Genomic DNA, 25,764 nt, shown 5'->3' with positions numbered 1-25,764 from the left:
AAGCCTTCATGGAACTCATTGATTTTATTCTGCACGTTGACGAACACCTTTTAGAGTTTATTAAGAATTATGGTGTCTGGATTTATGCCATTCTCTTTTTGATTATTTTTGTTGAAACGGGTTTAGTGGTGATGCCTTTTCTGCCAGGCGATAGTTTGTTATTCGCGGCAGGTGCGCTAGCAGCATCAACTGGTGCAATGGATCCTTGGGTTCTCGGTGTCTTGTTATTTATCGCTGCAGTTCTTGGTGACACTGTCAATTACCATATCGGACGTTACATAGGTCCTCGTGTATTTGAAATGAACTTGCGTTTCATCAATAAACAGCACTTGTTTAAGACTCAAGAATTTTTTGAGCGTCATGGTGGAAAAACCATTATCTTCGCACGTTTTGTGCCATTTGCACGTACCTTCGCGCCATTTGTAGCTGGTACAGGCAGCATGAACTATAAATACTTCCTGACCTATAACGTGGTGGGGGCGTTATGTTGGATCGCATCATTCATTACTTTGGGTTATTTATTTGGAAATATGCCAATCGTGAAAGATAATTTTACGCACTTAATTTTCGGTATCATTATTATCAGTATCTTACCAGGTGTAATTGGTTTTCTACGTCAGAAAATGCAAAGCATTAAAGCAAAATAATGCTCTGCCCCATTGATTAAAAGAAACGAAAAATCATTGGTAAGGTACAAATAATCAATAACATAGCCGATCCTTTGTACAAGTGGTCGGCTTTGATTCCTACCAAACTACCAGCCAATAATGCACGTCCAAAGATCATCCAAAAAATTGATACGGGTATCAACACTAAGCTAAACACAGCGAAAACCAATAATGCATTTTCAACTGAGTCCCATGTTTCTCTTGGGAAAATTCCTGCTGCCAATAACAATGTTTTAGGATTCTTTAGACTCGAAACAAATAGTCGAGGAGTTTTAATTTGTTGATGATGCTGATTGTATTTTTGAAGATGTGTACTTTTCCATAAATGAAATGCTAGCCATAAAACATAGGCAACACTACAAACATGCAAAATGATGATTAAAGCAGGCCAAATTGGGTCAAAAAGATGGATAAATAACGCCCACAATCCGATCCCATAGATATAACCTAGCCACTCTACAGGTATATATGACAACGTTTTCAGCACGCCTTGTTGATGTGTTGAACTGGCTAATAAAGCATTCGTCGGCCCTGGAATGAGTAACACTGCGATCATCGCCAAAACAAAAAACCAACTATCAATCATATAGATACCAACTGACTCAACATGCTCGCCACCTTATACGAAATTCGCTGCGACAAACAAGTTTTATGGGAAAAATGAACAATTTGAAATGAAGAAAATTGAAGATAAAATCAATTAAGACATTGTTATATATATTTTTTTAATGAAACATTTTGCTAAAATTTAATTGAGCATCACCAGCGTAAACACCAGTGATGCACATATGAAGATTAAGAATTTGCACGCTGTTTGACAATAATTGGGCAACCTTTAAACTTCGCAGCCTGAACAATTGCATCTTGTTGACCCAGTACATTCGCAAGCTCAGTATTTTTGGTGTTCATCGACTGCCCCATATTGACTGAGATCGAAGGCCCAAAGCCCCAACCACCTTTACCCCAGCCACCGCCTAGTCCAACTCCCACCCCTACGCCTGTGCGCTTCGGTGTTTGTACACCATTATCGATGTAATGCTGAATACGATTGTATTCTGCTTGTAGTTGCTGACAGTTTAATGACTGATATTGCGTTGGAGATACATAAGCAGGTTTAACCGTCGATGCACATGCACCGAGAAATAAGGTTGTTGCCAAAACTGGCAACCAATATAAACGCTTCATAAGCTTCTCTTATTTTTTTGCTTCAATCTCATTGAATAAAGTGACATAAGCAAGCGTCAATTTATGTTCAGCTGCGAGATGAACCAAAGGTAAATTCTTCTGATGTGATTCTTTCATCAAAACTGATGGCGGCAGCATACTTTCAAGTACAGGCAAACCATCATCTTTCAATTGTTGAACCACTTCACGTGGTAATTTTGCTTGAGCTTGATATTGATTGACCACAATACCTTCAATCTCTAAGCGATCATTATGATCATCTTGGGTTTCGATCACATTTTCAATCAAAGTTTGTAACGCACGTTTAGAGAAAACATCACAATCAAATGGAATTAATACACGATCTGCTGCAATTAATGCGGATAAAGTAAAGAAATTGAATGCAGGTGGTGTATCAATAAAAATACGATCATAACGTGCACTAAGCGATTGAATTGAATCACGTAATTTATAAATTTTATGTTTGCTTTCTAATGCGTGTTCTAATGAACCTAGACTTGGGCTGGCAGGAATGACATCTAAATTTTCAAATGACGAACGATGTACATAACTTTCGAGCCCTTTACCACGTGGGGCTTTCAAAATAGAACCAATTGCATTACCAATCAGTCCTTTTTGTTGTGTTGTACCTAAGACATCTTCAAAGAAGTTCTCAATGTTTGGCTCTAATGCTGTTTTATCAGCAGAATATGTCGCATCTTCACCCAAAAGGTATTGGCTCGAATTTGCCTGTGGATCAAGATCAATAACCAAGGTTCTTAGACCTTGTTTAGCACTGATTGCTGCCAAATTGACTGTGATACTTGATTTTCCCACACCACCTTTTTGGTTAAATACCACACGAGTTAACATGATTTCCCTCTACAAGATTTTTTGTAAACTGCACGCAGTTTAACCTAGTGCTAAAACAATTACTAAAACAATGTCAAATCATGCAAAAACTGGCTTGATCATAACTAAGCCCAGAATACCCACTAAGGCCACTGTTCCGATCAATAAACCAGCACGACGTTGAACCAAAAGCACCGTATCATCTTTTTTATACATTTTGATCATCGAAGACCACAGTACAAAAAATAGGATGACTTTGGCATAGAACCACGGCTCGACTTGGAAGTTCTTCATATAAACCAGCACAGCACCCGTAACAATAATTAAAGTTAACGATAAATGCTGTAACCCTACGATCGCTTTACTTGAACTAGTATTTGGCTGTTGATTATCTCGCAATCCAATAAACAAAGTTGCTGCTCGAGCGACAAATACTAGAATGAGCAAACTCACCGCTGACATATGGATAATTTTGGTAATTAAATGCGCGTCCATAGTCGATTCCTAGTTTTTTGGTGCATGGGCACATTCAGGACTTGCTGGTGCTTGTCCTTGCCATTCTGAAGGGATATAAGCATGTATAGCTAAGGCGTGAATTTTCCCAGGACTCATCAATTCCGCAGCAACCGCATAAATTTTCTGGTGACGCTGTACAAGACGTAAACCTTGAAACTCTTCACTGACCACCACAACTTTAAAATGAGATTCTTTACCTGGAAAGTATCCACCATGACCTGAAGATTCATTGATAACTTCAAGATGAGTAGGGTTTAACGTGTTTAAGCGCTCAATTAACTGTTGTTCTAAGTTCATCATTCACTCTGTAAATCAGATTGAGATAGTGCATTGATTATACATAACTACTTGCATGAGGTCTGTGATGATTTCAGAGATACAAACGCAGAGTATCTGGGCAAAATAGATTAAAACTTCGCCTCTAAAGGTGAGTTTTTCGGTATTTTCAAGATAAATGCTTTTATTTTATGCAATTAAGCAAAAACTTTGCATAAAGTTGTTGACCCTTGTTTTGCTTAATGTATTATAGCTGGCACGCGGGAATAGCTCAGTTGGTAGAGCATAACCTTGCCAAGGTTGGGGTCGCGAGTTCGAGTCTCGTTTCCCGCTCCAGATTGGTTTTTTTAAGTGTAAGTTTTAGTAAAAACTGCTCAATATGCGGGAATAGCTCAGTTGGTAGAGCATAACCTTGCCAAGGTTGGGGTCGGGAGTTCGAGTCTCCTTTCCCGCTCCAAATTCAAAAAGCCCTGATCGAAAGATTGGGGCTTTTTTATTGTTGATTTAATTGATGTTTTTCTACCTAATTAAAATTATTTACTAGAGCCTATTTATAAATCTAATTACGCCCCCCTATCTTCTGTGACCAATATGTGACCATTGAGTGCCCTACCATATATAAATCACCTTAAATGATCTTAAAGTTAACCGAATGACTTATTCTTTTTAGCCTATCTTGCCCCAAAACTAAATCTAGAAAATAAAATTTTAGTTTAATTTATGAACTTATTTTCTCAAATTTGTGACCAACTACTTTTCTAAAGTGACCATCGGTGACCAAATTTTTTACCTAAAAAAGCTCATTTGTAGGTATTCATTTAAGCTTTAAGTAAATCAATTCAAATTGTCTAGGTAAATTTTAACAAACGTTCAAAATTCATATCTACTTTTGTGACCAATCACGATTTCAATGTGACCATCAGTGACCAAACTATTATTCATTAATTTGATTATTAACATTTTTTTTGAAAATCAATAAATCACCTACTTCCACATCTAATGCAATACAAATTTTATCAATTGTCTCAAAATCAATCCGTACAGATTCATCATTATAAAGTTTATGTAAAGTAGATTTATTAATTCCAGTACTTCTCACCAAATCAGCAACCTTAAGTTTCCTTTCTGCTAATAGAACTGCCAAGTTTGAAATAATCATAAAATTTCCCAGTTAAATCATAAAAAGTACTTGCAAAGACATAAAAATATGATAATTTATGTCTTAGGAATAATTTTTCCTAGTTACCTAGTAAAAAATATGAGGCTCTATTATGTCATATACCTATCTCACAGCCCAGCAACTGGCTGAAAAAATCCAGTACGACGCTCGTACTATTCGTAACCAAATGAAGGACAGCATCTTCATTGAAGGGGTTCACTACATCCGTCCTTTTGGTGGTCGCAAGATTCTTTTTGTTTGGGAACGCATTGAAACAGAAATGCTTAAATTCACTGGTTTAAGCATGGATGCTCTGCAATAAAGCTTGGGAGGTTTAATTGATGGCTACCATCCGGGAACGAAGTGGCAAACTGATTGCCGATTTTCGCTACATGGGCATCCGTTGCAGAGAAACAACCAATCTTGAAGACAATGCCTATAACCGTCGCATTTTAAAAAAACGTCTCGAACAGCTTGAGGCAGAAATCACACTGGGAACTTTTGAATACGAAAAGTACTTTCCCAAAAGTAAACGTGTCGATGAATTTAAGGAAAAAAGAAGTCAACAAATCGCTGTACAAACCAAAGTTCCTCTTTTTAAAGAGTTTACTGCGCTGTGGTTTAAGCAGAAACAGGTTGAATGGAGAACATCCTATCAACACAAGGTTTCAATTATTATTAAAAATTATTTGATTCCTGCTTTTGGTAATCAGGTTCTCTCAAAAATCAAGAAGTCAGACTTGCTGAACTTCCGTGCATCCCTCGCCAAAGTGACTCACGGAAAAGATCAGACAAGCCTGAAAGCATCGCGGATTAATCAAATCATGACGCCTTTACGTATGATACTCAATGATGCAGCTGAACGATACGACTTTGAATCGCCTTATAAAAATATTAACAATCTGAAGGAAAGCAAGATTGAAGTCACACCTTTTTCTCTGGAAGAGGTGCATAAAATTCTTAGCACGGTGCGTGAAGACTTCCGCCCCTATTACACCATTCGCTTTTTTACGGGTATGCGTACCAGTGAAATCGATGGTCTGCAATGGAAAAATATCGACTTACAGCGTCGTGAAATCCATATCAGAGAAGCGTTAGTAAATGGTGTTCTTGGTGGAACCAAAACCTATGGTTCTGACCGCACCATCCAAATGAGTGATCGGGTTTATCAAGCCTTTCTACAACAGAAAAGCTTAAATAATGGTAAATCAGAGTTCGTATTCTGCAATCGTGACGGTGGACCTCTCGATTACCGTCTGGTGAATAAACGTGTCTGGCATCCGATCTTGCGCTTTCTAGGATTGAAGCCTAGAAGAGCCTATCAAACACGTCATACCGCAGCAACACTCTGGCTGTCGGCAGGAGAGAATCCGGAATGGATCGCACGTCAATTGGGACATTCAACGACTGAAATGCTATTCCGGGTCTATAGCCGCTACATACCCAATGTTACCCGTCGTGATGGCAGTGCATTTGAAGCCATGTTGGAAAAACTAAATACAGAGGAGCTTGCACATGAATAGTAAAGCTTTCTTTGGTGGTGTTGTGGTGAGTCCTGAAGCGGATATGGTCGCTCGTGAATTAATCCATGAGCTACACATTCCCAAACTGCACAATCTGGCATTTCTACTCAAAGTTAACAAATGCTTCGATGATCATCAGGCGTTGAGACTTTGGCTACAGCGAATGCTGGATGATGGACAAGCCCATTACGATGATTTAGCCCAACAGGCCCGCATCCGGTTAATGAGCCTGGCTCCCTGATCTAATAAATATACAAGGTCATCTACTTGATGACCTTAGCCCCTCTATACCTATAAAAAGGTGAACACATGCATAAAGATATTTCAATTTGGATGCCACTATATATTGGCGACTTACAGGCGAAATTTGCACGAATGACAGCAGAACAAATTGGTGCAGCACTGCTGTTAATGATGGATTTCTGGAAAAATGGTGCTATTCCTCATGACCTGGCGACAGTATGTAGCATCACAAAATTATCGCAAAATACCAAGGCTAAAACCTTGTTGAATACGTTGTTGGCCCTGGAATTGTTTGAAATTGAATCTGAGCAGATTCATTCAAATTTTTTAACCAGTTTAAAAAGCCAGGCATTGCAAAATCAGCAAATGAAATCTGATAAAGCTAAAAATGCAGCTCAAGCACGTTGGGGAAAATCCGCAAGTAATGCTCAAGCATCAGCCAAGCAACAAAAAGTAAATGCTCAAGCAAATCATGAGCATAGCCCGAGTATTACTCAAGCCATGCTTGAACCATGCCCTTCATCTTCATCTTCATCTTCATCTTCATCTTCATCTTCATCTTCATCTTCATCTTCATCTTCAAATTTTGAAGAAAAAAATGAGGTTTTTTTAGAAAATTCCAAATGGATTTAGGAGAAGGATCATGAATACCATGCTTAAAACGCTCCAGTTGAGCGTAGAAACAACAGAAACACTTTGCCCTATCCATCATATACCCCTGATGGAAATTGCCGGTCACAGGCTCTGTAAATTGTGTGCGAAAGAAACCGTCCATCACTCACATGCAGCCTATGCAGATGAGCTGCAACAGCGATTGCTACAACAGAAAATCAAAAACTCAGGGCTCAATAAACGCTACCTGGACCGTGGCTTCAAGAATTATGTAGTTGCATGTCCTGCTCAAGACAATGCCATAAAACTATGTCAGGCTTTTGCACAGCAAATTATTTCTGACCATTATCCAAACCTGCTGCTCATTGGTACACCAGGTACAGGGAAGACTCATCTGAGTGCGTCAATCATTCGCAACATTCTGCATAACAGTACAAAATCTGCACGCTACTATACCAGTGCAGAAATTGCTCAAAAAATGATGGACACCTGGTCAGATGCTTCACGCTCTGAAAAGGAAGTTATCGAGCATTTCTCCAATTTTGATTTATTGGTGATAGATGAATATGGCCTGCATGACCGACATGAAAAACGCCTGGAGATGGTGCATAAGGTTTTATATAGTCGTTATGACAATATGAAATCTACACTGCTGATTTCCAATTTCACAATCCAAAATATGCAGCGGGATTTAGGTGTCCGATTATGGTCACGCTTACACGAGAATAATTTAATTACGATACCATGCTATTGGGAAGACAACAGGCTTCTTCCTTAAAAGAAGCAATCATAATAAAAGTGTAAAACCATCCAATATGGTTTTACACTCTAAAATCTATTAAATCATCCATTGTAAAAATAATTATATTTAAAAAAAGTTGCTTTAAAGCAACTTTTTAAATCAACTAAAAATTAATATAATGTTTGCCATATTTATAAAAATGCAATATACTTATAATATATAAAATATTAATTTCTAGGAAAAAAGATGAAATTTACTGCGAACAAATTCTTAATTCCATTAAGTCTAATTATATTACTAATAAGTTTTTTAATCATTTTATACCGACTTTCCATAAATTAGATAAAATAATTCAACATACTTAACCTGAATCTCGGATAAGGATTTTTCTTCAAAAATAAAAAGATAAACGTTATTTTAGGATTAACTTTTACAGATATTAGATTAAATTGCAGAGCTTTTTATGATCAAAATGATCGATCAGCTCAAAGATGAATGGTCTTAACTCCTTAAGCAGGATTCAGATTACTTAATTAGATCTCTTTCATAAGTCATTTTTCACTCAATTCCATATGGTAAATTCCAGCGATTAAGTTGAATCTCAGACCGAGTCTCTTACCTCTATTTCGGTAACGGTCAGCTAGAATTTTAAAGGTCTTAAGTCGACCAAATACGTGCTCAATCCCGATTCTTCTTCTGTTAATCTCTTGGTTATACATTTTAAGCTGAGGATCTAACTTACAGTGCCGTTTGGCTTTTAACGGCAATAGGCTCTTAGTGTAAAAACAGCATAAATTCCTTGATAGCCTTTATCTGCAAGGATAAAAGTCCCTTCAGGAATTTGATTTAAATTGCGTTTGAGCAACTCGAAATCATGCACTGCACCGGGACTGCTACATAAACTCAGAATTTGCTGAGTTTTATAGTGAATCATGGCCTGTACTTTAAAGGTATGCGTCTTTTTCTTGCCACTATAGCTTTTCTTCTGTTTTTTTAGGTCTTTGTATTGGAATTTCTGTGGCATCCACGATGACAACATTCCAGTCTATACCTTCACCTGCAGGTAAATTCTTCGGTAAATTGAACAGGTTTGACTGAATTAAGCAGTCTTCCACATGACGTACAATTCGCGAAGCTGTTGGCTCTGAAACACCATAGCTTGTTGCAACGTGAAATAAAGTTCGATACTCGCCCCAATAGCTCAGACACAGAAGAACCTGGTCTTCGAGACTTAGCTTGGATGGTCTACCTTTAGCAGGAACCTGCTTCTGTAATTGTTCCACCATTACATAAAAGGTTGACCATGAGATGCCTGTATATCGCCTAAACTGTGTTTCAGAAAGCTTCTTCGAATCGATGTGTTTCATCAGCAGATTATGCATTAATGCTAAAAAATCCGGGGTACAAATATTAATCAAAAAGATGATCGCTTTTTTGATTTATGAAAGAGATCTATTAACTTGAAATTTTTACGCATCTTAAATTAATAAAATCCGATTTAACCAATTTAAAACCGGATTTTTTTATCAAATAATATCACCTAATAACGTCTGTTGTGCATTATGAGGCTTTTGATCTTCTGTCGAGATGTTACGGCACCAACTACCATCACTTTGCAATAACCATGATTGCTGATTATCCATTAAATAATTTTCTAACCCTTGCTGATAAATTCTTTTTTTGAGTCCAGTATTTTCAATAGGAAAGCACACTTCAACACGTTTAAATAAATTACGCTCCATCCAGTCAGCACTAGAACAATACACACGTGTATCACCATTATTGTAAAAATAATAGACACGAGTATGCTCAAGAAAACGCCCTACAATTGAGCGAACACGAATATTTTCTGATAAGCCAATTAGGCCTGGACGTAAACAACAAATAGAACGAATGATTAATTCTACTTGTACACCTGCTTGAGAAGCCTCGGCAGAGTAAAACTTGAAGTGCGACATAAACCACCTAATTAATTTAAAGGGTTTATGGAGTATATAAAATTGTCATACCATCATCTTAACTTTGAAGATCGTACTGCATTAATGCTTGAGTCAAGAAAAGAAGGCTTTTCAGCCAGAAAATTTGCTGAACTTATTAAAAGACATCCTAGTACGATCTATCGTGAGCTTAAAAGAAATAGCATCAATGACGTTTATCAAGCTCGATATGCTTCTGATAACACTTTTGCTAGACGTAGACGTGGTCACAGAAAACTCAAAATCGATTCAATCCTCTGGAAATTTATTGTTGAAGCGATCCGTTGTTTATGGTCTCCTCAGCAAATAGCAAAGCGTTTAAAGACATTTCCTGATTTGGATCAAACAATGAATGTAAGCCATACAACGATTTATTCAACGATACGAGCATTACCCAAGGGTGAGTTGAAAAAAGACTTATTATCCTGTCTACGTCATGAAAATAAAAAGCGAAAAGCTAACGGTGAACCTAAAAAAGATTCTATATTACAGGATATTAAAACTATTCATGAGCGCCCAGCCGAAGTTCAAGAAAGAAAAATACCGGGTCATTGGGAAGCTGATTTAATTAAAGGTAAAGACAATAAAAGTTCGATAGCAACACTTATTGAACGAAATACACGGCTCTGTATCTTGGCAACATTACCTGATGCAAAGGCAGAATCAGTGCGCAAGGCTTTAACTGAAGCTCTGAAATATTTACCTGCAGAACTGCGTAAAACGTTGACCTATGACCGTGGACGCGAGATGGCAGAACATAAAATACTTGAAGAAGATTTAGGCATAGATGTATATTTCTGTGACCCACATTCACCCTGGCAAAAAGGCACATGCGAAAATATGAATGGTTTAATTAGGCAATATTTACCTAAAGGGATTGATTTAAATCAGGCAGATCAGCATTATTTAAATCAAGTTGCCATGTCACTGAATACTCGTCCTAGAAAAGCGTTAGATTGGCTTACACCATTAGAGAAATTTGCTCAGCTTGTTGATTATCATAAGACTTTTCAAACTGTCGCACCTCATGTTTGAATTCGCCCTCATATAATTTATTTATTAATTGAACTTCTGTCAGTGCATTAACCTTAATGATAATTTTTGCAGGTTTACCTTGTTTAGCAAGGGTAATTTCATTATCAATAAATACAATTAACTGGCTATGTAGAGTAAAAGGTGCATGTAGAAGTTTCTTTAACTTAACCATCTTCCCCATACCCGTCAATTCTTGAAAAATACGATGTACATCTTCACATAAGTCTTGATTTGTAGTTAATAATCCATAGTCTGTATAAATTTTAGCATTCCCTGCATGATAATTCCCTGTGCCTAAATGTGCGTAGCGCACCAATTTTTGATTTTCTCGACGCACGACCAAAATCATTTTGGCATGTGTTTTATAGCCCACAATACCATATACCACAACAGCACCGGCTTCTTGCAATACATTAGCTACAGCAATATTGGACTCTTCATCAAACCGTGCACGTAACTCGATTACTGCAGTGACTTCTTTACCATTTCTTGCTGCTTCAGCCAAAATTTGTACAATTTCCGAGTCCGCTCCACTTCGGTACAAGGTCTGTTTAATAGCTAAAACATGCGGATCTTGCGCAGCCTCACGTAATAATCGAATTACAGGTTTAAACGACTCAAAAGGATGATGCAGTAAAATATCTTCTTTCTGCATCGCACTAAAAATACTGGCAGATTTTTTAAGTATTTTTGGTATCGCAGGAGTATGAGGTTCATAACGTAAAGATGGGCGTTTAAAATCCGAAACTAATCGAGCTAAATTAACTGGCCCATCGACACGATACAATTGATGTGCATGTAAATCGAATTCTTTGAGTAGGTATTCATAAATATGTAATGGACAATTTTTATTGACCTCCAAACGTACTGCCCGACCAAAACGGCGTGAACTGAGTTCGTCTTTTAAGGCTTCCGCTAAGTCTTCAACATCTTCAGTTAACGTTAAATCTGCATTTCGGGTTACTCTAAATTGATAGCAACCCGTTGCCGTCATTCCCGGAAATAAATCAGACACATGAGTATGAATAATTGAAGAGAGCATCACATGATGCTCTTTGCCTTCGGTCAACTCATCTGGCAAACGCACCACACGTGGCAATGAACGTGGTGCAGGAACCACTGCCAAATCGATCTGACGGCCAAAGGCATCCTTACCTTCCAAAGTCACAATGAAATTAAGTGATTTGTTGACCAAGCGTGGAAAGGGATGCGCAGGATCTAAACTTATTGGTGTTAAGGCTGGTGCAACCTGTTCCTGAAAATATTTTTTGACCCAATTAGATTGTGCTTGAGTTAACTCTCCACGTCTTAAAAAGCTGATGCCTTCTTCTCTTAACTGCGGAAAAATTTGCTCATTTAAAATTTGATATTGGCGTTCAATCGCAGCATGTGCTGTCTCCGAAATTTGATGTAAAATTTCTTGTGGGGATAAACCATCAGCCGTTTGTATGTCTCGCTCTTGAACAAAATGTTCCAACATAGTTGCAACACGAATTTCAAAAAACTCATCTAAATTTCTAGAAAAAATTAATAAAAAATTCAATTTTTCTAAGAGTGGATTTAAAGGATCGACCGCTTGTTCTAAGACACGTAAATTAAAATCTAAAATTGACAACTCGCGATTAATATATCGCTCAACTTGACCATATACCGGGGGGGAGGCTTGTGTAACTACGGAATTCATATACTACCCATATTTCTTAAAAGCAATGCCATTTTTAGTTGGCTAAAAATAAATAGAATTACAAAACAAAAACTTAAATACCATTCTAAAATATTGAAAATAAATCCTAAATTTACTGAATAACCATCCAAAGTACCGCCATTAAAATCGCCATATGCAGCATTTGTGCGGGGGCAAAATATAGAAAATATTTCCCGCCACCAGTTAAAAATGGGCGAATTCAAACATGAGGTGCGACAGTTTGAAAAGTCTTATGATAATCAACAAGCTGAGCAAATTTCTCTAATGGTGTAAGCCAATCTAACGCTTTTCTAGGACGAGTATTCAGTGACATGGCAACTTGATTTAAATAATGCTGATCTGCCTGATTTAAATCAATCCCTTTAGGTAAATATTGCCTAATTAAACCATTCATATTTTCGCATGTGCCTTTTTGCCAGGGTGAATGTGGGTCACAGAAATATACATCTATGCCTAAATCTTCTTCAAGTATTTTATGTTCTGCCATCTCGCGTCCACGGTCATAGGTCAACGTTTTACGCAGTTCTGCAGGTAAATATTTCAGAGCTTCAGTTAAAGCCTTGCGCACTGATTCTGCCTTTGCATCAGGTAATGTTGCCAAGATACAGAGCCGTGTATTTCGTTCAATAAGTGTTGCTATCGAACTTTTATTGTCTTTACCTTTAATTAAATCAGCTTCCCAATGACCCGGTATTTTTCTTTCTTGAACTTCGGCTGGGCGCTCATGAATAGTTTTAATATCCTGTAATATAGAATCTTTTTTAGGTTCACCGTTAGCTTTTCGCTTTTTATTTTCATGACGTAGACAGGATAATAAGTCTTTTTTCAACTCACCCTTGGGTAATGCTCGTATCGTTGAATAAATCGTTGTATGGCTTACATTCATTGTTTGATCCAAATCAGGAAATGTCTTTAAACGCTTTGCTATTTGCTGAGGAGACCATAAACAACGGATCGCTTCAACAATAAATTTCCAGAGGATTGAATCGATTTTGAGTTTTCTGTGACCACGTCTACGTCTAGCAAAAGTGTTATCAGAAGCATATCGAGCTTGATAAACGTCATTGATGCTATTTCTTTTAAGCTCACGATAGATCGTACTAGGATGTCTTTTAATAAGTTCAGCAAATTTTCTGGCTGAAAAGCCTTCTTTTCTTGACTCAAGCATTAATGCAGTACGATCTTCAAAGTTAAGATGATGGTATGACAATTTTATATACTCCATAAACCCTTTAAATTAATTAGGTGGTTTATGTCGCACTTCAAGTTTTACTCTGCCATGCATTGATGCTTTTAGAAAATGCATGTGCAGCCAAACCAATCATCATAGCGTAGACCAACGTCATCTGCTGTGGTGTTCCTTGCATCACCACCGTTGCCATGGCGGCATGTACTTCAAATAAAGAAGCGAAGAATGCCCCAATAATCAAACCGCTATCACCCAACACTACATTCAAGCCATATACCGCTGCTTGAATCACTGTCAGTGTTACCACAATGATTAAGGCTTCCTTAATGCTGAACATACGACTGTCCATATGCGTAATATCATTTTGTGGTGTAGCCTGTTGACCCATCGTCGCTTTGGATGAATGAATTAACATCAAGGCAATGATCAAAAGCACTGCAATGCCAATACTGCAAGGCAACAATAAAACCTTAAACCAAGCAAAATTAATCCCTGCGACAATAATCAGCAGCTGTAACAGGGTCGCAATACAGGAAATTAAGCCTGCACCAGCATTAGATTTGGCTTCTGCTTTGCCTGAACGGACTTCCATGCCCAAACTGGCAATAGTTGCGGTGCTAGAAACAAAACCGGATGCCAAAGATGACAACATCAAGGCTTTATTGTTTGGCAAGAGACGTTTAGCAATATGTGCCAAGGACTGTACGCCTAAAATCATGATCAGCAGTTTTAGAATCACATATGGATTGAGTACTGTGCCCCACATTGCCTGATCCGGCATCAGTGGCAACGCAATTAAAATCAGTGCCAGTAAAAACAAACCGTCACGCAGTTCAAAATGCTGAATCCAATTGCCAGCAAAATAATGCAATGACTGCTTGCCCATTAAAATCAGACACAACACTACCGCTAACCCTGCAGCAAGCGGCACATTAAACACACATAATGCACCAATCAAATAGGTCATCAAAAATGCCAGTTCAGTGGTCGCACCAATATCCTGTTTTTGTTTAATCAGACTATAAACACAAAAAGTCGTAACCGAAAATGCACCTAAGATACCTACTGCAAGATGCAGTAAAAAACATACTGCCCCAAGCAAGGCGCAAATGGTAAATGAACGCAGTCCGGCAAAACTGGGTTCACTTTCTTTACGATTATGCTTTTCTCGTTCTAAACCGATTAATAAACCGCAGCCTAAAGCAGATGCCATGATTCTCAATAATTCTTGAAAGGATAAATCTAGTAATACAGTATTCAATGTCTTAGCCTCAGCACAGCGGAATAAAAAACCCGAGGAACCACATTCATCAAGACTCCTCTAAAAGACGCTCATACATCACATTAGAGAAACGATAGCTATGTGCAATTAAGCGATCCATCCAACGCTGTGCAGCTAATAATTCCACCCCTTTGGACGCGCTTAATTGATTTACTTCGGTATATTCCATGACTTTTTCGCGCATTTCGGCACGATGGCTACTGGTCCATTTTTTTAAGTGATTTAAATCGGCTCTAAGACTTTCAATGACTGATTGATCTGCTAACTGTTCTATATTTGAAAAGTAACTTTCTAAAATATTGCAATAATCTAGTGCTAACTGAAAAATTGCCGGCTGTGTTCGTAGCAATATGGCATTATCTAAACGCTCTAAATCATTATGTAAGACACGTACATAGACCATTACTCGCAGTAATGATAAGAATTTTTGTTTGAGTGCAGGATGCTCAGGAATCGCTATTTTTTCTAAATACTGCTCAATATGCTGAATAATCTCATTCAGCGTATTCAACTGTTGATGTCTAGGTAATGTACCGGTCTGAAAAACCATTTGTAGAATTTTAAAAATCTCAAATATGCTGAAATATACCGCCTTTTCCGCGGCCTGTACTGCAATGGCAGGTACTTGCAAACTTGCATCATCCAGACTGTCTAAAATGGCAGGATTATTACTTGGCAACCATTGGATAATTTTCTGTTCTAAAAATTTCAGACTTGGCATAAACATACATGCCCCCAACACACTGAATGCTGTATGAAACATCGCGAGCATAATCACTTGATCAATGCTGCTGAAAAATGCACTGTGTTTAATCAACCAAAGAAAAAACGGTGCTAACAGGAAAAATGCAGCAATCGCACTCACGAGATTAAAAATCACGTTCACAGCAACTGTTCGTTTGGCATTGATCGAAGCGCCAATCACCGAAATCACGGTAATGCTGACTGCACCAATATTTTGCCCAATCACCATATATAGCGCCTGCGGCAAGTCAATCGCACCACTGACTAAGGCAGCCATAGTCGCTGTAATAGATGCACTAGAGGACTGCAGCAGCATTGCCATAATGATGCCGATCAGCACCAAAACCAATTGTGACCACAAGCTGTCATAACCAAAAAAGGATAAATCTGAGTGTACAGCAAACCCCGCCATGGCTTTTTGCAAAACATCGATGCCAAAGAAAATCAGACCAAAGCCTGCAATCACAAGGCCCAATAAGGCCATTTGGCCTTTAGCGATGAGTTTAAGCAGAGCGCCTAAAGCAATCATCGGTAATGCCAACATGGAAATGGAAAATTTCATGCCCAAAAATGCCACAATCCAACCAGTACTGGTTGTGCCGATATTGGCACCAATCACCACACTCATGGCTTGCGTGAAACTGAGTACCCCTGCTCCGACAAAACCAATGGCGGCGACAATTGTTGCTGTAGATGAATGCACCAGCAATGTCATACCCAAACCTGACAGCATGGCTTTAAACGGTGTTGCCGTAAACCTTGTCAGTAACTCCTTCAAGGTCTGACCTGCAATTTCTTTAAGGCTATCAGTCAGTAACGTCATACCAATTAAAAATAGACCGACACCGCCACATAGTTCAGAGAGAATTTGAAGCACTACATTCCCCTATAAATTTCAAAAAAATTATGCTATTCAATGACATTTATTTAAATCTTGCGCCATTGAATTATTATCAAAGAATAAAAAAAAAGTAGGCAGTCTTTTAAGGGATGGACACTGCCTGCCAAAAGGAAATTGTTAAGCCATGGTATGAATGGTGTCTTTAAAGCGTTTCCACGATATATAGAAAAATACCACTGCAATACCTAACAGCCATACAAAAGATGGCCATACCACATCAAATCCAGCATTGCGGTATAAAATGGCTTGAGCTAAGGAAACAAAATGCGTCGTTGGGGCAATCATCATCACGTGCTGTACAATTTCCGGCATACTTTCACGTGGAGTTGAGCCGCCTGATAGCATTTGCATCGGAATCAATACGAGCATCATGAGCAAACCAAACTGCGGCATAGATTTAGATACAGTTGCCATGTAAATACCCATTGAAGTTGTTGCAAACAGTGTGAGTAAGGCGCCAAAGAAAAAGAGCGGCAAACTACCATCAATCGGGACATGCAATACACCCTGAATCACGACTTTTAAGCCAACAAATACTGCGATCAATACCACAAGACTCATTGACCAGACTTTGGACATCATGATTTCAAATACCGTTACTGGCATCACCATCAGATGTTCAATGGTGCCATGTTCACGCTCACGAATCAGTGCTGCCCCCGTGAGGATAATCGAAAGCATCGCCACGTTATTAATGATTTGCATCACACTGTTAAACCATATATTTTCCAGTGTCGGGTTAAAACGGGAACGTATTGCCAAATCTATCGGTAGCTGGCTAATTTCACGATTGCGAAGTACATATTCATTTACTTCAGATTGAATGATCTGCTGAATATAACCTGCGCCAGACATGGCTTGGGTCATTCGGGTTGCATCCACATTAACCTGAATTTCTGCTGCATCACCCGACAGTACATCCGACTGGAAATTACTCGGAATATTGACCGCAAAGGTAAATTCACCTGCGTCCATGCCTGCATCCATCGTGCCAAGCGTGGTGGTTTTACTGATAAAATTAGGCGGATAAAAGGCTGAAGAAATCCGTTCCGACAAGGTAGAGTGATCCTCATCCACAATCGCAATCGGTGCCATATTCAAGGTATCTTTGACCGCTGTTGATGCGGTATATACTGAGATGGTAAAGGTGTAAATAATCAGCACCAACATGGCAGGATCACGCCACAGGCTCCAAAGTTCTTTACATCCGAGCTGATAGATATTCTGTACTTTTTTGAACATCTTATTGCTCCTGTTTTTTCAGCAAGGCAATGGCTGCAAACATGATGACTGGAATCAACAGTGCCATAATCCATATAGCGTGTGTTAGGTCTGAAAAACCTAAACCTTTATTGAAAATTCCACGGCTAATATTGACCATGTGTGTTGCAGGATAAATTTCACCAAACCAACGCCCAAAACCATCTAAGGAGGTAACAGGGTTAATAATCCCTGCAAATTGCATGACAGGTACCAACGTCCCAATCATCACCAAAAACATTGACGCAATCTGACTTTTGGTCACTGTGGATGCCAATAAACCCATCCCTGTGGCAAAAATCACAAACAGAAATGCAGCAACTGTGAGGGTAAAAAAACTGCCTTTGACAGGTACATCAAATAAAGTCACGATGATCAAACACATCATAAAGTAGTTCAACATCGCCAACACGATATACGGAATCTGTTTGCCGATTAAAAATTCGCTGCGTGTCACAGGCGTGACGTATAAATTGACAATTGAACCGAGTTCTTTCTCTCGTACCACCGATAAAGCCGTCAACATGGCAGGAATCAGTAACAACAATAAAGGCATCACTGCGGGGGTCATCGCAGGTAAACTTTTAATATCAGGGTTATAGCGATAGCGCGTTTCGACATTCACTGTACTTGATGTTGCATCACCGCTTTGTTCCAACGTCTTTTGCATGAGCCAGTAAGTGTGAATCCCCTGTACATAACCTTGTACGGTTTCTGCACGTTGTGGCATTGCACCATCAATCCACACCCCGACTTGCACCTGTTCGCCACGCGCCACATCTCGAGCAAAATTAGGCGGAATTTCTATCGCTAAGGAAATTTCACCGCTACGCATTCGCCGATCGATATCGTCATAACTTTGCAACGGTGGTTTTTCAATAAAATAGCGTGACCCCGCAATACTCATGCTGTAGTTTTGACTTAAGCTCGTTTGGTCACGATCCAGCACAGCGAATTTGAGGTCTTCAACATCCATGGTGATGCCGTAGCCCATGACCAGCAGTAAAATTAATGACCCCATTAAAGCCATGGTTGCGCGAATCGGATCACGCGCCAACTCCAAAGACTCACGCCAGGCAAAACTCAATAACCGGCGCAAACTGAATTTTTTTGGCTTGGCATTCAGTTCTTTACTGCCATTTGTTTCAGCAATACTTTCCGCCAAATCATTGGGCTGATCTTTAGTGCCTGCACCAGCATCAATCAAATAACCGATAAAAGCTTCTTCAAGTGTTTCAGCATGGCGGTTTTTAATCAGCTGTGCTGGTGACGCACTGTCAAGCACCCGTCCAGCGTGCATCATTGACATTCGGTCACAGCGCAAGGCTTCATTCATAAAATGCGTTGAAATAAAGATCGTGACCCCATCATTACGCGACAAATTGATTAAATAGCGCCAGAAATTATCACGCGCAATCGGGTCAACCCCAGATGTTGGTTCATCCAGAATTAAAATTTCAGGATTATGCACCAGTGCCACTGCGAGTGATAAACGCTGACGAACCCCCAAGGGCAAATCATCAGGCAGTTTTTCTTTCACATTCTCAAGATCAAAACGCTCGAGCATCAGTTGTACACGCGGCTCAATTTGCTCTTGTGGCACATGAAATAATTTGGCATGTAAGACCAAATTCTGCACAATGGTCAGCTCGCTGTATAGGGAAAATGCCTGCGACATATAGCCGACACGGCGACGAGTTTCAATATTGTTGCCCTCTACAGGCTCACCAAACAGCCACGCCTGACCTTCTGAGGCTTCTAAAAGTCCCGTCAGCACTTTCATGGTGGTGGATTTACCACAACCATTCGAGCCTAAGAAACCAAATATTTCACCACGCTTAATTTTAAAATTAACATGATCTACCGCAGTAAAATCACCAAATTTCACTGTTAAATCTTGCGCTTCAAGAGCATAGCTTTCTGAACCGTAGTCAGGTAAAGGCGGAATCACCACAGGCTCATAGCCGAGCTTTTTTTCTTCTGGCAATAGTTGAATAAAAGCATCTTCTAAACTGTTACATTGCGTTTCAGTCAATAATTCTTGTGGTGTGCCAGTTTTTAAAATCTGCCCATCATCCATCATCGCCAGCCAGTCAAAGCCTTGTGCTTCATCCATATAAGCAGTAGCAACAATAACACTCATCTGTGGACGAACTTTGCGAATGCGGTTAATTAATTCCCAAAATTGCGCTCGCGCCAAAGGGTCAACCCCTGTGGTCGGCTCATCTAAAATCAGAAAATCGGGATCATGAATCAAAGAACAGCACAGACTTAATTTCTGCTTCATCCCACCCGATAATTTACCCGCAGGACGGTCGAGAAAATTGTACAAGCCTGTGCTTTTGGTCAGATCATCAATCCGTTTGCGTCGCTCGGCAGCATCATGCCCAAACAGACGTGCCACAAACTGTAAATTCTCTTCAACCGATAAAGTTTTATATAGGTTTTTCCCTAAACCCTGCGGCATATAGGCAATATGTGGGCAAACACGGGTACGGTGTTGTTTATCGGCAATATCACCGCCCAACACCTTTAAGCGACCTTGCTGTACAATTTTCGCCCCTGACAGCAAAGCCAATAGACTGGATTTCCCCACCCCATCTGGACCGATTAAACCGATCATGCAGCCTGCTGGTAAGGATAGCGACACTTGATTCAGTGCAACCGTTTTTCCATATTTCAGACTAACATTTTCAATTTCTGCAACAACCGATCCTTTTTCAGATTGTTGTGTCATCATTTAACTGTGTTCTCTAAAAATGTCGGCCAAGCTGCCTGATCATCAATTTTGATATATGCCACACCTGGCAAACCTGTTTTGACTTGTTCGATATATTTGTTCAATAAAGTTGGATCAATTTTCGCTTTAACACGGAACATCAGTTTTTGACGTTCGCTTTCCGTTTCCACCGATTTTGGTGTGAACTGTGCAGTATCGGCAACAAAAGACACTGTAGCTGGAATCACCACATTTTTCGCAGCATCCAATACAATACGTACTTCTGTTCCAATAGCAATTTTACCTGCAACGGTTTCAGGCAAAAAGAACGTCATATACACATCAGATAAATCAATCAGATTGAGCACACGCCCGCCCGCTGCCACCAACTCACCCGGCTGCGCGACACGGAACTGAACACGTGCTTTTAATGGTGCACGTAACTGTGCATCATCCATATCAAATTTAATCCGTTCCACCGAGGCTTTGATGGCATCGACTTGAGAATGTGCGGCTGACACTTGGCTTTTAGACGCAACAATTGCCCCTTGGGCACTTTGTACCTGTGCTTTGGCTGCGCTTAATACCGCAATGGCTTGCTGTGCTGCGGCACGTTCATCATCCAGTTGTTGCTTGGACGATGCGCCTTCTTTGGCTAAAACTTCGGTACGCGCTAAACGATTTTTAGCCGCCATCAGTTCTGTTTCACGCTGTTGTACCATGGCTTCAGCGGCGGCTTTTTCGCTGATCCGCATCGCCACTTGTGCTTCCGCTGTCGCAATCGCATCCTGGGCTTGACGCTGTTGTGCTTCCAATTCACGTAACTGGGCTTCTAAAGTCGAAATTTTAACCCGCGCCAAGATTTGACCAGGCTCGACAAAGTCACCTTCTTTAACCAAAATTTCTTCTAACTGACCAGATAGCTTACTAGATACGTTAATTTCAGTGGCTTCAATACGTCCATTGCCACTGACTAAGGCATCAGTGTCTGGCTTATTCATATTTTTCCAGATCAGATAAGCGACCAACCCTAAAACAACGATGAACCCAGCAATGGTTATTTTCTTAAAATTCATGTTTAATTACCCAATATTTTAAATTTTTTTTGCAAATGCGGTGTCACCACCCAAGGCAAAATAAAGACTGACATAGGACTGCATTAAGCTACTTTGCGTTTCAATCCATTGCTGTTCTGCACTAAGTAAATTGCGCTGTGCATCCAAAACGTCTAAATATCCCACAGCACCGTTGTCATAACGCAGTTGTGCCAGCCGTGCAGTTTCCTGGAAAGCACTGAGTCCTTGTTTCTGAATCCGTAATTGTTGATCTAAATATTTCTGTTGAACCAGTGCATCAGAGACTTCACGGAATGCGTTCTGTACCGTCTTTTCATACTCTGCCACTGCAATCTCTTTACGCACTTCTGCTAAGGTCAAATTATTTTTTAGACGACCCGCAGTAAAAATCGGCACACTGATACTTGGAGCAAACGACCAAACACTGCTGCCAGATTTAAATAAATCGTCTAAATCTGCACTGGCTGTTCCAAAACTGCCCGTCAGTGCGATACGTGGAAAAAATGCTGCGCGTGCCGCATAGATATTGGCATGCTTAGATTTAAGCATTGCTTCCGCAGCATGAATATCAGGACGGTTCAACAATAAGTCTGAAGGCAAACCCGTTTGTAGCATACTTGTTTTAAAAGTCACTTGATCTAAATCTGTTTTAGGCAAAGAAATCGGCTGTCCCACCAATTGCACTAAATAGTTTGCAGTCAGTGCACGGGATTTCTGTAATTCAGCCACTAAAGCTTGACCATTACTGAGCATTGTTTTTGCTTGCATGTATTCCACTTTAGAGCCTGCACCCACCTCAAAACGGCGCTTAAAAATTCGTACTGATTTTTCATAATTCTGTACAGAGCGCTGAGCAAAATGGATGCGTTTATCCAGTTCAGATAACGTTAAATAACTTTGAACAGTTTGCTGCATAATACTATTGCGTGCTGCACGCACATTGCTTTCAACTGCAAGAAATTGCTGCAAAGCCGCTTCATTCAAGCTGCGGATACGACCCCACAAATCCAGCTCCCATTGGTTCATGCCAAGACCCACAGAATACTGACTGGATGTCACTTCTCTACCGACATAAGATAAGTCGGCAGGCACATGACTGCGTTCCATGCTCGCAGTACCACCTATATTCGGAAAAAGTTCAGCACGTTGAATGTTATAAGCCGCTTGTGCTTCATGCATACGTAATGAAGCAATCTTTAAATCCTGATTCGCCACTAGTGCCAGATCGACAATATTAATAAGTTGTTGATCTTTGACATAATCAATCCAAGAAAGTGCTTGGTAAGAGTGCTGAGTTTGAATCGGATAATTATGAGATAAAGAAATTTTAGGCTGTTGATAAGGATCTATTTGTTGACAACCAGTAATACTGAATATAATTAAAAAACTACTATATTTTAATTGGGTAAATTGCATAATATTATTCACCCCAAAAATTAACAGAATGATACAAATGAGAATTTGAAAACATATTTTTCAAATGAATATAAACTAACTGCTTCAATCTAATTTCAATATTAAAATTAGGATCTACCATCCAGTTATGAACTAAACCCATCAATGATGTTTTAAGAAAATCATGTACCATTTCAATATCTACATTTCGTGATAATTCCTCTAGAGCTAATGCTTCTTTAAGCCATTTAATAGTGTTTTCCTCACGAATATTACGAGATTTTACCAGACATTCATTTAAAATTTTATTTTGTTCTAAACCATAAAATCTCAACCAAAAATATGCTCTATATTTTTCACGATACAAATAAAAATCATCTGAAATACTTAAAATTAATGAATTAATAGCATCTAAACCATATTTATTATTAGTTGCAATTTTAGATTTCTCATTTAACCAGTTTTCCAAATAATTTAAAACTCGAACAAGTAATTGATCCTTAGAACCATAGCGCCTAGAAACCAAACCGCGACTGTATCCTGCATTCACACCTACTGCCTCTAATGTAACTGCATTAACGCCACCTTCTGATAGAAGCTTAATAGTCTGATTCACCATCTTAAAATCAGATTCAATTGCTCTAACCTGTGTCTTTTTCTTAAAAAAAGCATTATTCAAGTTTTCTTTATGTTCTAAAACAGTTGAAATCTCAAGACTCACAACAGCCCCCATCCAAAGACATATAAAAATATTGCTATTAACAAATTTTTCTTATAAAGAATATAAACTTAAAATAAAAAAAGGTCAAAAATTAATTTTTTAATATTTTAAATACTAATAAATATTAATAAATAACAATAACTTATATTAATAACACTAATAAAAATAATAATTAAAAAAATACCGATCTTTTTAGTCGGTTTTGTTTTACTGGCACAAAAAAAAAGTTGTTGCAAAACAACTTTAATCATAAAACAATAACATTGACTACAACTGAATTTATAATTATTTTATTAAAAATTTTTTAAACGAGACTTAAAATGAATTATCAAGACCTCTCCATTAAATTAATTCAAGAACAATATAAACTCAAGAATTCTAAATCAAAAAGTATATTAGTAATAATTGGCGGAATTGAACTAACGCGAAAAAATCAATCAATCAAAAAGCTAAGTGAATTAATGGATCCTAGATATTTAAAAATTAAGGCTGAAACCCCAAATAGAGTCAAAGAAAATAAATTAATTTGGCAACCATACATAAATGACATTCCAAAAAAAGGACAAATCATGTTTTTTTATGGAAATTGGTATACTGATTTACTAGCGTCAACTATATTAAATGATGAAGAAATACAAAATAATACATTCAACGAACACTTAAAGCGTATATATGAATTTGAAAGTTACTTAAAAAATAATAATGTAGATATTATTAAAGTTTGGTTTGAAGTTTCATGGAGCAAAGTAAAAATTCGCACAAAAAATATTGATATTATTGATAAAATCCAAAGAGTTCCACGTTTTACATGGGATGATTTTCCACAAAAAAAATGGAAAACTAAAACCTTATACAATCAAATTAAAACTTTAAGAAATAGATTCACCCACGATTGGGTAATCATTAATAGTGAAAACAATATAGAAAGAAATACACAGTTTTCTCAATTAATACTTAAACATCTAAAACTACCACCTGTACAAATTAAGAATAAATTAAAATATCAGGCGGCACCTATTCCTTCAAGTTTAACTCAAATAAAAAAAAGTGAAATTAGCCACATAGAGTATAAAAAAACCATTAAACAACTAGAAAGGAAAGTCGCAGATGTTCTACGTTATTCATCACATAACGTTGTATTAGTTTTTGAAGGTATGGATGCCGCAGGTAAAGGCAGTTCAATTAAGCGCATCATTAAATTTCTAGGGCTACACGAATATAATATTCATAGTATTTCAGCACCAGAAAATTTTGAACGATTACGTCCTTATTTGTGGCGTTTTTGGAATAAGCATTCAACGAATGGGGCACTTAATATTTTTGATCGCAGCTGGTATGGACGTGTACTTGTAGAACGTGTAGAAGATTTAATTAACCCAATAGAATGGCAAAATGCTTATGAAGAAATAAATCAGTATGAAAAACAACTGTCTGATACGAATACAATTGTTATAAAATTTTGGCTAGCAATTTCAAAAGATGAACAATTACGTCGTTTTTACATGCGAAAAAATACACCTCAAAAAAACTTCAAATTAACAGAAGATGATTGGCGTAATAGAGAAAAGTGGGATGCCTACTTACAAGCAGCTTCAGATATGTTCAAATACACGAGCACAGATATTTCTCCTTGGTACATCATTGCCAATGATAGTAAATATGCTGCACGAATTGAAATTTTGCAAACTATCCTTCATAGCGTACAAAATAAAAATTTAGGTCACTTAGAAAACTTATAAGATTATATAAAGATATTTTATAATCAAATCAGGTGCCATTAGCATCTCTAAAGAATGAGTCCAAAAGCATTTGAAACAGCTTCAAAATGAGGCTGTCTCATACTGGGATAACTAGAGCTGTCCCCTATGAACTCAAAATAATAGCCCTCTAGGTAAAGAGGTCCATTTTAATTTTGAGGCTGTATTAATTTAATATTCAACTTCTTTCAGTTCTTTAGCTATTAAAAATTTTCAAGCTCCGTTTTTATCAGGCTTGAAACTATACCT

At 38.4% G+C, this 25,764-nt stretch carries 25 protein-coding genes, 2 tRNA genes and 2 pseudogenes; 10 read left to right on the top strand and 19 right to left on the bottom strand.

The features are described 5' to 3' along the window. The first annotated feature begins 8 nt into the window (after nt 1-8). Nucleotides 9-647: a DedA family protein gene (locus R2H34_RS00980; RefSeq protein ID WP_087540507.1), complete on the top strand. Its 639-nt coding sequence runs from the start codon at nt 9-11 to the stop codon at nt 645-647. Between the two features lie 16 nt (nt 648-663). Here R2H34_RS00980 and R2H34_RS00975 read toward each other — a convergent pair whose 3' ends face one another. The 5 genes from R2H34_RS00975 to R2H34_RS00955 form a co-directional block, all read right to left on the bottom strand. After that, nucleotides 664-1,254: a LysE family translocator gene (locus R2H34_RS00975; protein WP_087540505.1), complete on the bottom strand. Its 591-nt coding sequence runs from the start codon at nt 1,252-1,254 to the stop codon at nt 664-666. Nucleotides 1,255-1,463: 209 nt separating this feature from the next. Continuing rightward, nucleotides 1,464-1,853, bottom strand: coding sequence for a hypothetical protein (locus tag R2H34_RS00970; RefSeq protein WP_004956592.1), 390 nt, complete (start codon nt 1,851-1,853; stop codon nt 1,464-1,466). A 9-nt stretch (nt 1,854-1,862) separates the two neighbouring features. After that, on the bottom strand, nt 1,863-2,705 hold the full coding sequence (locus R2H34_RS00965) for a ParA family protein (protein ID WP_004905614.1): 843 nt from the start codon (nt 2,703-2,705) through the stop codon (nt 1,863-1,865). Nucleotides 2,706-2,783: 78 nt separating this feature from the next. Then, nucleotides 2,784-3,179 (bottom strand): SirB2 family protein, encoded by a 396-nt coding sequence (locus tag R2H34_RS00960; RefSeq protein WP_004905615.1) that lies wholly within the window; start codon nt 3,177-3,179, stop codon nt 2,784-2,786. Between the two features lie 9 nt (nt 3,180-3,188). Next, entirely contained in the window at nt 3,189-3,497 is a 309-nt protein-coding gene (locus tag R2H34_RS00955; RefSeq protein WP_004905618.1) for a BolA family protein, read from the bottom strand. Between the two features lie 239 nt (nt 3,498-3,736). Here R2H34_RS00955 and R2H34_RS00950 point away from each other — a divergent pair. Both R2H34_RS00950 and R2H34_RS00945 read left to right on the top strand, forming a co-directional pair. Next, nucleotides 3,737-3,812 (top strand) — tRNA-Gly (locus tag R2H34_RS00950). A gap of 45 nt (nt 3,813-3,857) precedes the next feature. Further along, nucleotides 3,858-3,933 (top strand) — tRNA-Gly (locus tag R2H34_RS00945). A 477-nt stretch (nt 3,934-4,410) separates the two neighbouring features. Here R2H34_RS00945 and R2H34_RS00940 read toward each other — a convergent pair. Further along, the gene (locus tag R2H34_RS00940) at nt 4,411-4,635 is read right to left on the bottom strand and encodes a helix-turn-helix domain-containing protein (RefSeq protein ID WP_087540503.1); all 225 of its coding nucleotides are present in this window, start codon (nt 4,633-4,635) and stop codon (nt 4,411-4,413) included. Between the two features lie 112 nt (nt 4,636-4,747). Here R2H34_RS00940 and R2H34_RS00935 point away from each other — a divergent pair, with 112 nt between their 5' ends. The 5 genes from R2H34_RS00935 to R2H34_RS00915 all read left to right on the top strand — a co-directional run bounded on the left by R2H34_RS00935 (nt 4,748) and on the right by R2H34_RS00915 (nt 7,791). After that, nucleotides 4,748-4,957, top strand: a complete 210-nt coding sequence (locus R2H34_RS00935) for a hypothetical protein (RefSeq protein ID WP_004858367.1) — start codon at nt 4,748-4,750, stop codon at nt 4,955-4,957. A gap of 19 nt (nt 4,958-4,976) precedes the next feature. Next, nucleotides 4,977-6,158 (top strand): site-specific integrase, encoded by a 1,182-nt coding sequence (locus tag R2H34_RS00930; RefSeq protein ID WP_039047371.1) that lies wholly within the window; start codon nt 4,977-4,979, stop codon nt 6,156-6,158. Next, the gene (locus R2H34_RS00925) at nt 6,151-6,399 is read left to right on the top strand and encodes a hypothetical protein (RefSeq protein ID WP_004858371.1); all 249 of its coding nucleotides are present in this window, start codon (nt 6,151-6,153) and stop codon (nt 6,397-6,399) included. Before R2H34_RS00930 ends, R2H34_RS00925 begins: the two co-directional genes overlap by 8 nt. A 68-nt stretch (nt 6,400-6,467) precedes the next feature. After that, nucleotides 6,468-7,034, top strand: coding sequence for a DUF1376 domain-containing protein (locus tag R2H34_RS00920; RefSeq protein ID WP_318342384.1), 567 nt, complete (start codon nt 6,468-6,470; stop codon nt 7,032-7,034). Between the two features lie 10 nt (nt 7,035-7,044). Then, the gene (locus tag R2H34_RS00915; protein WP_039047369.1) at nt 7,045-7,791 is read left to right on the top strand and encodes an ATP-binding protein; all 747 of its coding nucleotides are present in this window, start codon (nt 7,045-7,047) and stop codon (nt 7,789-7,791) included. Between the two features lie 515 nt (nt 7,792-8,306). On the opposite strand, the gene R2H34_RS00910 is transcribed toward R2H34_RS00915, so the two are convergent. From R2H34_RS00910 to R2H34_RS00895, 4 genes and pseudogenes are all read right to left on the bottom strand, one after another. Next, nucleotides 8,307-8,474: a transposase gene (locus R2H34_RS00910; RefSeq protein WP_252149998.1), complete on the bottom strand. Its 168-nt coding sequence runs from the start codon at nt 8,472-8,474 to the stop codon at nt 8,307-8,309. 38 nt (nt 8,475-8,512) lie between these two features. Continuing rightward, complete coding sequence (locus R2H34_RS00905; protein WP_005137618.1) at nt 8,513-8,779, bottom strand: transposase; 267 nt, start codon at nt 8,777-8,779, stop codon at nt 8,513-8,515. Then, a complete protein-coding gene (locus tag R2H34_RS00900; RefSeq protein WP_079270859.1) occupies nt 8,727-9,122 on the bottom strand; it encodes a transposase family protein in 396 nt (131 codons plus the stop codon). The genes R2H34_RS00905 and R2H34_RS00900 overlap by 53 nt, the downstream gene beginning before the upstream one ends. Before the next feature lie 159 nt (nt 9,123-9,281). Next, nucleotides 9,282-9,686: pseudogene (locus R2H34_RS00895) on the bottom strand (RNA degradosome polyphosphate kinase); the annotation flags it as partial. A gap of 111 nt (nt 9,687-9,797) precedes the next feature. Here R2H34_RS00895 and R2H34_RS00890 point away from each other — a divergent pair. Continuing rightward, nucleotides 9,798-10,766: an IS30 family transposase gene (locus R2H34_RS00890; RefSeq protein ID WP_014538385.1), complete on the top strand. Its 969-nt coding sequence runs from the start codon at nt 9,798-9,800 to the stop codon at nt 10,764-10,766. A 7-nt stretch (nt 10,767-10,773) separates the two neighbouring features. Here the strand turns inward: R2H34_RS00890 and ppk1 are convergent. The 9 genes and pseudogenes from ppk1 to R2H34_RS00845 form a co-directional block, all read right to left on the bottom strand. Continuing rightward, nucleotides 10,774-12,450 (bottom strand): annotated as a pseudogene (gene ppk1, locus R2H34_RS00885) (polyphosphate kinase 1); the annotation flags it as partial. 220 nt (nt 12,451-12,670) lie between these two features. Further along, nucleotides 12,671-13,639, bottom strand: coding sequence for an IS30 family transposase (locus tag R2H34_RS00880; RefSeq protein ID WP_014538385.1), 969 nt, complete (start codon nt 13,637-13,639; stop codon nt 12,671-12,673). 94 nt (nt 13,640-13,733) lie between these two features. Continuing rightward, nucleotides 13,734-14,921, bottom strand: a complete 1,188-nt coding sequence (locus R2H34_RS00875) for an MgtC/SapB family protein (RefSeq protein ID WP_412176805.1) — start codon at nt 14,919-14,921, stop codon at nt 13,734-13,736. Nucleotides 14,922-14,970: 49 nt separating this feature from the next. Continuing rightward, the gene (locus R2H34_RS00870) at nt 14,971-16,563 is read right to left on the bottom strand and encodes a Na/Pi cotransporter family protein (RefSeq protein WP_039047366.1); all 1,593 of its coding nucleotides are present in this window, start codon (nt 16,561-16,563) and stop codon (nt 14,971-14,973) included. A gap of 141 nt (nt 16,564-16,704) precedes the next feature. Further along, entirely contained in the window at nt 16,705-17,829 is a 1,125-nt protein-coding gene (locus R2H34_RS00865) for an ABC transporter permease (RefSeq protein WP_004985737.1), read from the bottom strand. Between the two features lies 1 nt (nt 17,830). Further along, nucleotides 17,831-20,587 (bottom strand): ribosome-associated ATPase/putative transporter RbbA, encoded by a 2,757-nt coding sequence (gene rbbA / locus R2H34_RS00860; RefSeq protein WP_039047365.1) that lies wholly within the window; start codon nt 20,585-20,587, stop codon nt 17,831-17,833. After that, nucleotides 20,584-21,642: an HlyD family secretion protein gene (locus R2H34_RS00855; RefSeq protein ID WP_004907097.1), complete on the bottom strand. Its 1,059-nt coding sequence runs from the start codon at nt 21,640-21,642 to the stop codon at nt 20,584-20,586. The genes rbbA and R2H34_RS00855 overlap by 4 nt, the downstream gene beginning before the upstream one ends. An 18-nt stretch (nt 21,643-21,660) precedes the next feature. Then, on the bottom strand, nt 21,661-23,058 hold the full coding sequence (locus R2H34_RS00850) for an efflux transporter outer membrane subunit (protein WP_039047364.1): 1,398 nt from the start codon (nt 23,056-23,058) through the stop codon (nt 21,661-21,663). Nucleotides 23,059-23,062: 4 nt separating this feature from the next. After that, nucleotides 23,063-23,758 carry a TetR/AcrR family transcriptional regulator gene (locus R2H34_RS00845; RefSeq protein ID WP_005137634.1) on the bottom strand — a complete coding sequence of 232 codons (696 nt, stop codon included), beginning with the start codon at nt 23,756-23,758 and terminating at the stop codon, nt 23,063-23,065. A 320-nt stretch (nt 23,759-24,078) separates the two neighbouring features. On the opposite strand from R2H34_RS00845, the gene R2H34_RS00840 reads away from it, so the two are divergent. Then, complete coding sequence (locus R2H34_RS00840) at nt 24,079-25,497, top strand: phosphate--AMP phosphotransferase (protein WP_039047363.1); 1,419 nt, start codon at nt 24,079-24,081, stop codon at nt 25,495-25,497. Nucleotides 25,498-25,764: the final 267 nt, after the last annotated feature.

The organism is Acinetobacter sp. 16 (assembly GCF_033439925.1).
GTDB classification, from domain to species: domain Bacteria; phylum Pseudomonadota; class Gammaproteobacteria; order Pseudomonadales; family Moraxellaceae; genus Acinetobacter; species Acinetobacter junii.
The sequence above is the reverse complement of the archived record's forward strand: the minus strand, read 5'-3'. Positions and strand labels throughout refer to the sequence as shown.